Annotated in this window: 12 protein-coding genes; 6 read left to right on the top strand and 6 right to left on the bottom strand. The window is 37.7% G+C overall.

Annotation, left to right across the window (positions count from 1 at the left end; all coding sequences use genetic code 11):
• Positions 1 to 2 precede the first annotated feature (2 nt).
• From xni to H5092_RS04965, 4 genes are all read left to right on the top strand, one after another.
• Positions 3 to 776, top strand: coding sequence for a flap endonuclease Xni (gene xni, locus H5092_RS04980; RefSeq protein ID WP_182733008.1), 774 nt, complete (start codon positions 3 to 5; stop codon positions 774 to 776).
• A 69-nt stretch (positions 777 to 845) separates the two neighbouring features.
• Positions 846 to 1,229, top strand: a complete 384-nt coding sequence (locus H5092_RS04975) for a DUF3192 domain-containing protein (RefSeq protein WP_024596929.1) — start codon at positions 846 to 848, stop codon at positions 1,227 to 1,229.
• A gap of 11 nt (positions 1,230 to 1,240) precedes the next feature.
• Positions 1,241 to 2,929, top strand: a complete 1,689-nt coding sequence (locus H5092_RS04970) for a hypothetical protein (protein WP_182733007.1) — start codon at positions 1,241 to 1,243, stop codon at positions 2,927 to 2,929.
• A 206-nt stretch (positions 2,930 to 3,135) separates the two neighbouring features.
• Positions 3,136 to 4,143, top strand: a complete 1,008-nt coding sequence (locus tag H5092_RS04965) for an isocitrate dehydrogenase (protein WP_002960311.1) — start codon at positions 3,136 to 3,138, stop codon at positions 4,141 to 4,143.
• A gap of 35 nt (positions 4,144 to 4,178) precedes the next feature.
• On the opposite strand, the gene H5092_RS04960 is transcribed toward H5092_RS04965, so the two are convergent.
• Complete coding sequence (locus H5092_RS04960; RefSeq protein ID WP_182733006.1) at positions 4,179 to 7,229, bottom strand: immune inhibitor A domain-containing protein; 3,051 nt, start codon at positions 7,227 to 7,229, stop codon at positions 4,179 to 4,181.
• A gap of 489 nt (positions 7,230 to 7,718) precedes the next feature.
• Here H5092_RS04960 and H5092_RS04955 point away from each other — a divergent pair, with 489 nt between their 5' ends.
• Complete coding sequence (locus tag H5092_RS04955) at positions 7,719 to 9,443, top strand: acetolactate synthase 3 large subunit (RefSeq protein ID WP_024596926.1); 1,725 nt, start codon at positions 7,719 to 7,721, stop codon at positions 9,441 to 9,443.
• Positions 9,443 to 9,940: an acetolactate synthase small subunit gene (gene ilvN, locus H5092_RS04950; RefSeq protein ID WP_002960314.1), complete on the top strand. Its 498-nt coding sequence runs from the start codon at positions 9,443 to 9,445 to the stop codon at positions 9,938 to 9,940. Before H5092_RS04955 ends, ilvN begins: the two co-directional genes overlap by 1 nt.
• A gap of 92 nt (positions 9,941 to 10,032) precedes the next feature.
• Here ilvN and H5092_RS04945 read toward each other — a convergent pair whose 3' ends face one another.
• The 5 genes from H5092_RS04945 to H5092_RS04925 all read right to left on the bottom strand — a co-directional run bounded on the left by H5092_RS04945 (position 10,033) and on the right by H5092_RS04925 (position 13,342).
• The gene (locus tag H5092_RS04945; RefSeq protein ID WP_002962474.1) at positions 10,033 to 10,308 is read right to left on the bottom strand and encodes an HU family DNA-binding protein; all 276 of its coding nucleotides are present in this window, start codon (positions 10,306 to 10,308) and stop codon (positions 10,033 to 10,035) included.
• A gap of 210 nt (positions 10,309 to 10,518) precedes the next feature.
• Positions 10,519 to 11,058, bottom strand: coding sequence for a DUF3833 domain-containing protein (locus tag H5092_RS04940; protein WP_165724279.1), 540 nt, complete (start codon positions 11,056 to 11,058; stop codon positions 10,519 to 10,521).
• A 1-nt stretch (position 11,059) separates the two neighbouring features.
• Positions 11,060 to 11,548 carry a chalcone isomerase family protein gene (locus tag H5092_RS04935; RefSeq protein WP_165724281.1) on the bottom strand — a complete coding sequence of 163 codons (489 nt, stop codon included), beginning with the start codon at positions 11,546 to 11,548 and terminating at the stop codon, positions 11,060 to 11,062.
• Between the two features lie 53 nt (positions 11,549 to 11,601).
• On the bottom strand, positions 11,602 to 12,102 hold the full coding sequence (locus tag H5092_RS04930; RefSeq protein WP_182733005.1) for a DUF2878 domain-containing protein: 501 nt from the start codon (positions 12,100 to 12,102) through the stop codon (positions 11,602 to 11,604).
• The gene (locus H5092_RS04925; protein ID WP_024596923.1) at positions 12,080 to 13,342 is read right to left on the bottom strand and encodes a cyclopropane-fatty-acyl-phospholipid synthase family protein; all 1,263 of its coding nucleotides are present in this window, start codon (positions 13,340 to 13,342) and stop codon (positions 12,080 to 12,082) included. The genes H5092_RS04930 and H5092_RS04925 overlap by 23 nt, the downstream gene beginning before the upstream one ends.
• Between the last annotated feature and the right edge of the window lie 20 nt (positions 13,343 to 13,362).

Here is a 13,362-nt window from a genome sequence, read left to right as displayed (position 1 = left end):
GTTTGAAACCCCATTTACTTCTTATAGATGCGCTTAATTTAATTAGGCGCATTTACGCCGTTGACGCGAATCAAAAACATCATAGCGACGAGCAAATGATACAAACGTGCTGTGCACGTGTAGCCCACGCCTGTAAAAAGCTTTTAGATACGAGTAATGCAACCCATGCCATTGCTGTGTTCGATGGTGACAAAAGCTGGCGTTATCATTTTTATAAAGACTACAAACATTCACGCGCGCCAATGCCCCAAGTATTAAAAGATGCTCTATTGCATTTTAAAGCCGCAATTGAAGAAACAGGTATTGTAGTATTTGAGCCTATTAACGATGAAGCTGATGATATTATTGCAACGCTTGCCTTTAAGGCATCAAATAATCAAATAACGAGCACTGTTGTTTCTACTGATAAAGGCTTTTTACCTTATATTGGCCCTTACATTACAGTTTACGATTACTTTAAAAAGCTCTATCTTGATGAGACAAGTATAAAAGAGCGTTTTGGTGTTGAGCAAAATAAACTCGTTGATTTTTGGGCATTAGCGGGCGATAAAACAAATGATATTCCGGGAGTTAAAGGAATAGGTACTAAATCTGCGCAGCAAATAGTTAATAACTATAACTCAATTGAACAAGCAGCCGAAGATGAGTCTCTAAGCCCGAGTATTAAAGCAAGGTTAGCCGCTAATATGGATATGTACGTAATTTCAAAGCACTTGGTTAGTTTACGCACCGATATAAATTTAGGTTTTAGTTTAAAGCAGTTAAGACTTAATTAGTCGCAAGTTAATAGCCTCTAAACATTACAAAACGTATACTGATATTAGTTACCGGAGTCAGAGTAAGCCATATTGAAAAAATTTATCCGATATTTAATTTTAGGTTTAGGGCTATATGCACTGATAGCTGCATTGGTGATTACCTTTTATAAAGACGATCCTCAAGCTATGATTTGGCAAGACCGAGAGGCTTTCAATAAACGTTACATCGAAAAACTATCACTTGAGCAGCCAACAACACTAAATAGTGTTCTTGATTACTTAGGCAGCCCCGATCTTACTTATGCCAAACGAGATGGTGAACAAGTATTTCAGATAGTTTTTTATCGTACACAACATAAAACATCTGACGGTATTACCACTATGGATGAATGTACTGGCCTATTATTTAAAAATGGGCAGCTGTTTTTATGGGGCCCGAGTGCATACAATAAATACCAAGAACAAAATTAGGTGAAGGTTTAATGGATGAAGCTGTTTCAACTACCTTAGAGCAGCTGCTTAATAATACGCAGCTGTTTTTAAGTTATTATAACAATAAACAAAAATGGACAGCTCTATATCCAATGGCAAGTAAGCTAGCTGAGCAATATAGAGTGCTCTACAGCAAACAGCCATTCGCATTACAATCCCGATTAACGCTTTATAATCCAAGTTATTCTTATGCAACAAATTTAGTTGTTAGTCAGAGCGTCATAACTGCTGCCCTGTGTAAATCTCAAAATTATAATAGTGCCTTAAGTGAGCTATACATAGCCGCTACACTCATTGAACATTTATGTGTTGGAGCGCAATTAAACAAGCTTTGCGAGCAAACACCTTTTCAAGATTCTGATAAAAAAATTTGGAAAATGCGTCATCAGTTAGCAGCAAAAGTAATGTTAGCTAGTGGCGATTCAGCAAAACCTGTTACGCAGTTACTAGCTAAATTAAATAAGTATAAACAAGCATTGGTAAGTTCCCCTACAATAATGCTTTACGATGGGGGCATAACGCTGATTGCTCTAGCAAATATTATTAGCATGAACATTACGAGCAACACGGCTAATAAACATATAAGCTTATATAAAGCACTTACCGATTTGTACATTCGCACACCTAACTTGTTCGCACTGCAATTAATTAAATCACTAATAGCGCATTTAGGGCCATTATTACCGGGAAGCCGCGTTTTATACGCTGAGCAAACCATGATTTATTTAGCAACTGATGCACAACAACGGCATGTTTTAATTAGTACAGCAAATCCAAATAAATTAACCTGGTACAGAGTAAAAGCAACGCTTAACGATAATCCAAAACAATGGCATTGCACTGATAAAACCATTAGCTTTAAAGTATTTAACAGTGAACATGTAAAACCACAAAGTGAGCTTGAGATTGATAAGGCACAATCTTTACTTGAGCTAATAAGTAATATTAAGTTACAGCACGAATACAGCTATAAAGGATTAAGCCTGCTGATGGCGCCTCACCCTCTCGTAATTGCTAATTTATGCGAGGCAGTAAAACCATATAATAAAGAACATCAGCCCGCAAAAGACTTAAAACATAGTTTATCTATGGTCGGTTATTATAATGCACCTGCAATAATTCAACGGGTTGTTTTTGAACAATTAGTTAATGTTACCCCACATCCATTGCAAGCCTACGTGACTAACAGATTAAATGGATTAGTAAAAATAATGGCTTTATTGGTTAGTAAAAATGACCATGACCAGTTTGAGCACATTACTTTACCTTTATACGCTTACGCCCATTTTTTATTAACGCAGTGCGGTACACAGCTTTCTCGTAAAACGCTGATTGACGACACACCAAATAAAACATTGAGTGCCCCTATCTGCTCCTTTTTTGGGGTAAATGCAATTAACACCGAACAACTAACACAACAGCTTACTCTTTTATTGAGTGATAACCCATGGACAGCAGCACTCTTAGAAGCAGAGCAAACACCTAAAAAGCACTTAACTGAGGCCCATAAACTTTGGATCACACTTAAGGTTGTTGCTCAAAATGTGTTTAAACCAGAACTTTCGCTAACTCCGTGGCAGCAGCAAACGTTAAATGAACAGCTAAAAATACTCAAGTGGCATAACCAAGCTGATTTTTATCAACAATTAGAATCTCTTGAGTTGTTTAATAGTATTTAGTTTATTAGAAGCTATTTTATGTCTTTATACCAATTATAACTTTCGTGTATACCCAGTATTTTTTGTATAAACTAGCAAAATGGGTGATAAATTGGTATAAATGCGCCCTTAAATTTTCAAGCACGTTCACATAAATGTTCTAACAAGCGGTTACTCTCTCAGAGTAATAATTTATGTGCAAATCAAACTCTTTAAAGGAAAAGTCAATGGCCAAACAAACCATCACAGTGATCAAAGGCGACGGCATCGGTCCGAGCATTATCGACTCAGCACTTGAAATATTAAAAGCCGCAGGTTGCGACTTTGATTATGAATTTGTTGATGCTGGCCTAGCTGCACTTGAAAAAACAGGTGAGTTATTACCGCAAGAAACAGTTGATACAATTGCTAAAAACAAAATCACTCTTAAAGGCCCATTAACTACGCCTGTAGGTGAAGGTTTTACATCTATTAACGTAACACTTCGTAAGCAATTTGGTTTATACGCTAACGTACGTCCAGTTAAATCATTTGTTGGTACTAAAGCGCGTTACGACGATATTGATATCATCACTATTCGTGAAAACACGCAAGGTATGTACTCAGGTGCTGGCCAAGTAGTAAGTGAAGACGGGAATGAAGCACAAGCAAAGTCGATAATTACGCGTGAAGGCGCAGAAAAAATCGTAACTTTTGCATACGAGCTAGCGGTACGCGAAGGTCGTAAAAAAGTAACTGCAGTTCATAAAGCTAACATTTTAAAATCAACATCTGGTTTGTTTTTAAAAGTAGCACGTGAAGTAGCTGAGCGTTACCCACAAATTGAATCAAATGAAATGATTGTTGATGCAACATGTATGAAGCTAGTAATGACACCTGAAGAGTTTGACGTAATTGTTACGACTAACTTATTTGGTGATATTTTATCTGACCTTTGTGCTGGTTTAGTTGGCGGTTTAGGTATGGCTCCAGGTGCTAACATTGGTGAAGACGCTGCAATTTTTGAAGCTGTACACGGTAGTGCACCAGATATTGCTGGCAAAAACCTAGCTAACCCAACATCTGTAATTTTAGCGTCTATTCAAATGCTTGAGCATTTAAATATGGGCGATACTGCAGAGCGTATTCGTAGTGCTGTTGCTGATGTAATTAAATCAGGCGACCGTACAACTCGCGATTTAGGTGGCAGCCACGGTACAACTGATTTCACTCAATCAGTAATTGACCGTTTATAATTAATATTTGTTATTAATTTAAATAGCCCGCTAATTTAGCGGGCTTTTTTGTGTTTGCTAACTGCGTTTACTAACCTAGTGTATTTATGCAGGTTAGTATTAAACCTAAATAAACTTAACAGTAATAATCCTAATAAACCCGTCAGTGATCCGCCACTTGAACCCGAACTACTTTGTTGTTTTTGTACAGTAGCAGATAACTCTTGAGTAAAAGTATCATTGGTTTGAGTATCAGTAACATTCAACGTTACGTTATAAGTCCCGTCAGCTTGATAAGTATGCCTTGGGTTTTGTAAATTTGATAACGCACTGCCATCACCAAAATCCCAACTGTAAGTATAACTATTAAAGCCGCCGGTTACTTGGGCATTAAATTGTGCGCTTAAATCACTAACTGTAACGTTTGCGTTTATGCTAAGCGGAACATTAGCAGTTACATCAATCGCTTTTGATTGTTCAGTGCCTTCGTCATCTGTCACTGTAAGCGTTACTTGGTAATCGCCAGAGTACAAATAATTATACGTAAGCGATTGAGTCGCTAAAGTACTTCCATCTCCTAGCTGCCAATTATAAGTATACGGTGCGATTCCACCTGTAAGCGATGCCTCAGCTGTTAAAGCTCCTTGGTTTATTACATATTCAATTTCATTTACAGTTAATGGTTCAACTAATGTAACTTGTGCTACAGCGACTTGCTGTGAAGTACCATTATCTGCCATAAACTCAACGTTATAAGTGCCATAGTCTTGGTATTCATAAGTAGGCGTTAACTCTGTGCTGGAGCTTCCATCGTCAAAACTCCACGTAAATTTGTCCGCAGGAGTAAGTGCAAAACCTTCTACACTAAAATTAACGGTTAAACCGTTTTTAGTAAAATTAATTCCCTTAGTAACATCGTAAGTAAGCTCTACTTCTATATCTTCACTGTCTGCTGACTGGCTTATAATATTAAAGCCAAAACCAACCTGTGGAAGCACAACACCCGATGGTTTTTGCGCTTCAAAGCTATAATCGGTTTTATCAGTAAACCCGGTGATAGCTGATAAATCATCATCACCTAACCCTGCCCTTTGTTGATATAGGCTAAAAGCAGCATCACGTATTTGAATTGCTGAAGCAGCCGGAGTTTGCGTACTGCCCTTATTTATTGAACGCTGATCGGCATCTACCACTAATGTAAAACCACTACCTGGATGCTCGGTAGTGTTATTATCTGCTTGAGATTCATTGCTGTACCACAATAATAAGCCTGGTGAGTACTGCTCAGCTTGTAAGCTACTGTCAACGCCTGTGTATGAACGCAGTTGTAGATAGTAATGTGATGGCGATGCATATGTGTAACTACCTACTTTTTCAAAGCCATTAAACTCAGTGTGAACTTGATCTTGTGCATTATTTTGCCAAATTAAAGTATCACTTTGCTCAATGCGCATATCATCAACAACAAAACCATAATAATGTGTGTTCGCATCTGTTATGTATTCAATTTTTAAATCAATTGTTTGCCCAGAATAAGCTGATAAATCAAACTTATGGGTCAAATAGCCGTTAGGTTGCTTAGCATCACTATTAAGAAATGAATCACCTGAGATATACGGACCAATATCACCGTAGTATGGATTAAGCGCTTGCGTATAATTACTCGCGATTGGCTCGCCATTTACTTTTACTTGAACTAAATCGTAATCGCGCTCAATACTGTAATAAGCAATAAAGCTTAAAGTAAGTGTCTCAGTTGTGCTTGGTAGCGCTATTGTATTAGCTAAGCTGTTGCTAATATTGTCGCCCGTATTTGAATAGTATTGAAAATCACCTTCAACTGGATCCCTAAATTTTTCGAGCCTTTGTGGTAGTGTTATTTTTATTTGATTTTGCTGTTGTGAAGTACTCGCAGTATTAATTAATGTTTGCTGTGAGTTAGCCTCTATCTCATCCATATCAAGCGTAAGCTGGTTAACCCAGTTACCCTGGTACCGCTTTTGTAAATATTCAAGCGCATAAGGGCTAAACATAACTGGCTCTGAGCCTCTTGGCGAACCAGCCCAACTTCCTGTCGACATAACTGACCAAGATGCGACAGGCTCACCTACCGTGTTAGATTGTAAGTCGTATTCATCTAATAATCCTAAATCATGCCCAAACTCATGCACAACCACACCAATCCCGGCATCAATAGGGTTAATGGTATAACCAAAGAGCTTAATGTTGCTGCCTGCAATCTCGCTCGGCCCGCTATTTTCATCAAATACATAGTAGCGGTGCGACCAAATAGCATCGGTGCTTAGGTAACCGCCACCCGCTTCTTCGCCAATACTTGAATGAAATACCATTACATGGTCAATAATGCCATTAGGTTCATTAAGGATACCGTCACCATCAATATCATCTAAATCAGTTAAGTCATAATCCGCTAAATTAATATTAAACTTTGCAACTGCTTTCTCCACAGCCTCTTTAATTAAAGCGGGCGCATTTATATCCCGTGTACTGCCTTGGCGCTCACCATATATTTTTGCATTGCTATTAGCGGTTACCCAACCATATACCTGCCCGCTAAAGTTTAAGCTATTTCCCGAAGCCGCTTTATAATAATCAGCAGCCGTTTTTAAGCTTTGTCCATCAGGGCCTGTATAACCTTGAGTATTAAAAAGCATTTGCTGATAGTGCTCAGTTGAATAATCAGCGTAAAACATGTCGGTGTCTTGCTCTACAAGTTGATTGTCGTCATGTTTAAGATCAGGAAAATCAATTAAGATACCTAACACTTTTACATCATTAACGCTTTGATCTGGCACTAGCGACGTTGAAAAAGCGACCTGTTGTTTATTTGTGTTTGAAAAAAAGTTGGAAGAGGATTTAAATTGCCTAAAGCCATTTTTAATTGAGTGATTGGCAACGTCTTTGTTACTCATATATGACTTAAATGAACTATCTAACTCACTTGAAGATATTTGGTCTCTTTTTTTAAGCCAATATAAAATACGCTCTTCGTTAGTTATACCAACATCATGCGGACTTAAGTTATTAGCCGCCACCATAGGGCTTAATAGCGTAGTTAAAAGCGCAATTAACGTCACTTTTTTCACTGTGTTTTCCTCAAACATAATTATGTAGCAATCATACCTAATAATAGAAATTTAAACATGCGATAAAAACATATAGTTAACATATGCAATTAAAGCTAATGGTCTCTCACACTATTTTATATCTAAAATCGAACTTACAACCTAAAATGCATAATTTCTGCCAGTAAACTCAATTAAACATAGGCTTTCTGCAGGTTTAAATTAAAAAAAGCCACAAAACGAATTTAAAATGCAAAAAACAGCTTTCAAGGTTGACATGAAGGCTCAAAACCCTTAAAAATAAACCTATACAAAATCTTTAATTTAAAAGCAGTGTTTTGCTAAGTAGAGTAAAAACTATGAACACACACATTAATCTTTTAGTCGTACTCGTACTGGTCTTAGTTATAAGCCCAGCGGGGATGTATTAAAAGGTGATACTGCTTTTTAAAAACCCTCGCACTACGCGGGGGTTTTTTTATGCATAAAAAAGCGCACAGAGGAATGAGGATGAGCAAACAAGAATATAATGGTTCTGAACTAGTAGTTCAGGCATTAAAAGAGTTAAAGGTAAAATACATATTTGGCTATCCCGGTGGTTCGGTTTTAGACTTATATGATGCACTTTTTCAGCAAGATGACATTGAACATATATTAGTACGTCACGAACAAGCTGCAACACATATGGCTGACGGCTATGCCCGCGCTACTGGAGACGTTGGTGTTGTACTTGCAACCTCAGGCCCTGGCGCTACAAACTGTATTACAGGTATTGCAACGGCCTACATGGATTCAATTCCTATGGTTGTGTTATCAGGCCAAGTGCCTACAAATTTGATTGGCGACGATGCATTCCAAGAAACCGATATTGTGGGTTGTTCTCGCCCTGTAGTTAAACACAGTTTTAACTGTAGAAGTGCTAAAGACATCCCTACAATCTTAGCTAAAGCTTTTTATATTGCTAGCACTGGCCGCCCAGGTCCTGTCGTTGTTGAGCTTCCAAAAGATATGCTTAACCCTGCTATTAAGTTTGAATACGAATTTCCTAAAACCACCGAGCTGAGAACTTACAGCCCTAATACTAAAGGGCACTCAAAACAAATTCGCAAAGCCGTAACAGCTATTTTAGAGGCCAAAAAACTGGTTATCTACTCTGGTGGTGGTATTGTCATTTCAAATACATCAGAGCAATTAACGCATTTAGTTGAATCATTAAATGCCCCCATTACAAATACACTAATGGGATTGGGTGGTATTTCAGGTGTGCATCCAAACTTTGTAGGTATGTTAGGCATGCACGGCACGCTTGAGGCAAACAAAGCAATGGCTAACGCCGATGTGATTTTAGCGCTTGGTGCCCGATTTGATGACAGGGTAACTAATAATGTTCAAAAGTTTTGCCCTAATGCCACAATTGTTCATGTTGATGTTGACCCAACTTCAATTTCTAAAACAATTAAAGCACACATACCAGTTGTAGGTTGTTTAGCAACCGTACTTGAACAACTACAAGCGGGTATTGATAAAAGCCCAATTAAAATAGACCGCAGCGCGCAAGAAGATTGGTGGCGACAAATCATCAGCTGGCGCGAACAAAAGTGCTTAAGCTACAACACTGATGGCGACAAAATTAAGCCACAAGCTGTAATTGAAGCGGTTTATAAAGCTACTAATGGCGATGCTTACGTAAGTTCTGACGTTGGTCAGCATCAAATGTTTGCAGCGCAATATTATCCATTTAAGCATCCTCGTCAATGGATCAACTCAGGCGGCCTAGGCACCATGGGCTTTGGTTTACCTGCTGCAATGGGCGTAAAGCTAGCCTTTCCTGATAAAGAGTCTGTGTGTATTACGGGTGATGGCTCTATTCAAATGAATATTCAAGAACTATCAACCTGTTTACAGTACAACCTAGCGGTAAAAGTTGTATCACTTAATAACCGCTCTTTAGGTATGGTACGCCAATGGCAAGACATGGTTTACGGTGGACGTCATTCATCATCTTACATGGATTCACTACCTGATTTTGTTAAGTTAGTTGAAAGCTACGGCCATGTAGGCATACAAGTAAACACACTAGATGAGTTACAACCTGCTATCGATAAAGCAATGTCAATTAACGACCGATTAGTCTTTTTAGATATAAACGTTGATGAAAAAGAACATGTATACCCAATGCAAATTAAGTTAGGCGGCATTGATGAGATGTGGTTACGTAAAGGAGTAAAAGCATAATGCGTCGTATTTTATCTATTTTATTAGAAAACGAACCAGGTGCCCTATCACGTATTGTTGGGCTTTTTTCACAACGTGCATATAACATCGACAGCCTAACTGTGGGCACAACTGACGATCAATCATTGTCGCGTATTACCATTACCACTATGGGTGATGACAGAGTTGTAGAGCAAATTACAAAGCAGGTTAACAAACTAGTCGACGTGCTTAAAATTATCGATTTAACAGAAATGAGTCACATTGAACGTGAGCTATTGCTTGTTAAGGTATTTGCTCAAGACGAGACGACTCGTGCAGCGGTTACGCGAGTAGTTGATGTGTTCCAAGGTGCTATTTTAGATATGGGCCGACAAAGCTATAGTCTACAATTAGTGAGCAGCACAGACAAAATAGAATCGTTTTTAGACACTCTTCGTCATGAAACCGATATTATTGAAGTTGTACGTTCTGGCGCTGTTGGCATTGGTCGAGGCGATAAAGCCTTAAAAGCATAAATTTATAATATAAAGGCATCAATTGATGTCTTTATTAAACATAAAAAAAAAGAGCTAATTAGCTCTTTTTTTAATTTAATTCGTTAAACCTATTAAGGGTTTACTTGGTCTTTAAGACCTTTACCTGCTTTAAAGCTTGGGATAGTTGCCGCTGCGATTTGGATCTCAGCACCCGTTTGTGGGTTACGGCCAGTGCGAGCTGCACGTTCTTTTACTGAGAAAGTACCAAAACCAACTAATGCTACTGAATCACCTTCTTTTAAAGAAGAAGTTACAGCACCTGTAAACGCGTCAAGAGCACGAGTAGCAGCGGCTTTAGAGATTTCTGCATCAGTAGCAATTTTTTCAACTAATTGAGCTTTATTCATTGTTAGATTCCTATTCGTTATTATTTTGCCTTCGCAAAACCTATCTTTATGCATTTTTAAAGAGTTAGCAACAGCAAATTGCATTTTTTGCTTAAATTCTTAAAAAATGAGTAAAATTTAAATAATTCTCTGTAAAATACAGCGTGTTGGGTTAACAAAGACTTAATTTGAGTACAATTTTGGCGCAAGTTAAGCAACTGGGTAAATAAGCTATATTTTTTCGATCACTAAGGTCACTTCCCCGACCTCGACTCCAAACTTAACAATAGATGTGCGGTTTATCAAGCGCGATTGTGTAACCAGGTACATCCAATCATCAAAATTCACTTTTAAAGTACTGCCATCGTATGGAAGCTCTACATCGTAATTCCAATGAAATACGCTGCCATCACTTCTACCTTTTGCAGTACCTATAACATCATCTGCCACACCCGTTAAACTATTGTCTTCGTTTAACGTTATTTTCCAAATACGCTTTTGAGTTTCGCCATCGTCATAAACAAAGTCTTCTTCAATAACGCCCTGGTTACCATCCCAGCTCGCATTCATATCTACGACAAGCTTGCGGGTCAATTCACCCTTAAAGTCTTGTACAACACCGTAGGCTTTCAAATTTCCACTAAAAAATGTTTTAAAGTCAAAGTTTGGCGATGTATTTTTATAATGCTCTACATTTGGTGCCGAACAGCTTATCAGCAACAAAGCAGATAAGCATACAAGAGCTGTTTTAAACGCGTTAAATACATTCATATTAATTCCCTAATAGTTGCTTTCGTAGTTTCGGCTCAGAGGTTTTTTCATCCAGCCAAATGGCTAAAAAATCACTCGAAAATTGAGGTTCATTTATTTCGCCAATTTTTTCATCATTATGATAAAAAGTACTCATACCCTGCTCATTTGTGACTAACGTTAGCGAATCACCTTGTCTAATATCAGGCCAAATAGACAATAATTTACTGTCGTATTTGTCTGCTAGCTCTTTTTTTCCAATATGCTCCCACTGCTCATTTGTTGCTTTTACGATTTCTTTAGCTTCAAAGTCACGTAAATAGGTAAGTTTAAATTTAATAGGATGCGTTCCTGCGCTGTAATTACCTGAAGAGGTAAATAAAACCGCGTCATATACATCCCAAAATAAATACTCCATTCGTGCTTCGCCTACTTTGTTAAACTGTGTGTTAGCTAAAACAATTGAAGTTGTAAGCAAATAAAAAGTAACTGCCTTTAGTAAAAATTTCAAAATAAGCTCCCTTGAGTCAATGAGTAATGTTACGAAATGGGAATTGTGGGCGATCAGCGATTGATGAATAACTTGATTTTTTGATTTATAAAAAGAATAACAGTAAACACTGTAGACCAAAGCGCACCGTAAACGAGCCAAAACTGCCATAAAGGTAAACCTAAACTTATTACTTCAAAGCGTGCTCCAGCCCAATAACTTGCTGGCGCAAAAGCCATGCATACTAAAAAGGCCTGCCAAAGCTTTAATTTACTCAAAAAAACCATAGAAGTATTTAAAGAAAGTAATAACGCAGCCCATAAAAAGACGAGCCATAGAGGGAAGGGATAAACTTTAAATTCTAACAAGCCTAACTTTACTGCTATAAATTCTAATAATAGTGCTAAAGGTAGGGCTTTAATAAGAAGTAAGGTGTCTTGTTTTTTTTGTTTTGACAACCAAAACATTAAAACAATAATCAATCCGCTAAAAAGTAGCGAATCAGCTTCAAGCATCAAGGATAAAAACCACACTGCTTGAAATAAAAAAAAATTAGTAACCGAGCGCAATATCATCGTTATCGCTAACAAAACGTGGTTTACGCGCCATTAAATGCACCGTACTTGTTGCTCTAGCTCTAAACGCGCCTTCGCAATAAGCAAAATAAAACAACCATAAACGATAAAAACGTTCATCAAATTTTGAGCGGTCCAAATCAGGCCAACTTTTTATAAAACGGCTTCGCCAGTCTGCTAATGTTCTTGCGTAGTGTGCACCAATATCATTAACAGTATGAATTACCATGTCGGTATTATTTTTAATCTGCTCACTCATTTCGTTAAGTGATGGCAAACACCCGCCTGGAAAAATATACTGCTGAATAAAATCAGAGTTTTTTAAGTAATGCTTATAACGCTGATCGCCAATAGTTATAGCTTGTATGAGCATGGCACCGTCATCTTTTAACAGCTCACCACATTGGGTAAAAAAGCTAGGTAAGTACTCATGGCCCACCGCTTCTATCATTTCGATAGAAACAAGCTTGTCGTACTTTCCTTTCAATTGTCTGTAATCGAGCTTAAGTAATGTAATTTTACTTTCAAGACCAAGCTCTGAAATTTTATTAGCGACATAATCATGTTGCTCATCAGATATGGTTGTTGTTGTTACATGGCAATCGTAATGTGTGGCTGCATATATAGCAAAAGCCCCCCACCCTGTACCAATTTCAATTACTGAATCATTTTTTTGAAGCTCAACTTGCTCACAAATGCGTTTAAGCTTGTATTGTTGAGCCTCTTCAAGTGTCGCTTCTTTTGTAGGATATACAGCACTTGAATAAAGCATTTCTTTACTCAAAAATGATTCGTACAAATCATTACCTAAGTCGTAATGAGCAACGATGTTTTTCTTAGAGCCCGATTCAGAATTTTTATTTTTTATGTGATTAAACCGATGTGCAATATTACTAAAAAATGCGAATTTCTTCTCAAACTCATCAAGTTGCTTCTCATTTATAGCAAATATCTCAATGAAAGAGGTTAAGTTGTCACAAGACCAATGCCCCAAAATATACGCTTCACCAGCGCCAACGCTCCCAGATAATGCAAATGCCTTATACATAGCTTTATCGTTTACTATAATCGTTGCTTTTAGTGCTGAGGATGGGTCACCAAAAACTGTACGCTCGTTTGCATCTACTAAAATAACTTGGCCTGTTTCAATTGACGAAAAGGCTTTAGTCACTAATTTTTTATATATGTTAGTTAACCAGTTTGTGCTTTGTTCGCAATTTAAGCTCGACACTTTATCCATTGAAATACCTATTAATTGTC

This window comes from Pseudoalteromonas sp. SR41-7 (assembly GCF_014163935.1).
In the GTDB taxonomy this organism is placed as follows: domain Bacteria; phylum Pseudomonadota; class Gammaproteobacteria; order Enterobacterales; family Alteromonadaceae; genus Pseudoalteromonas; species Pseudoalteromonas distincta.
This window is presented reverse-complemented; position numbering and strand designations above follow the sequence as displayed.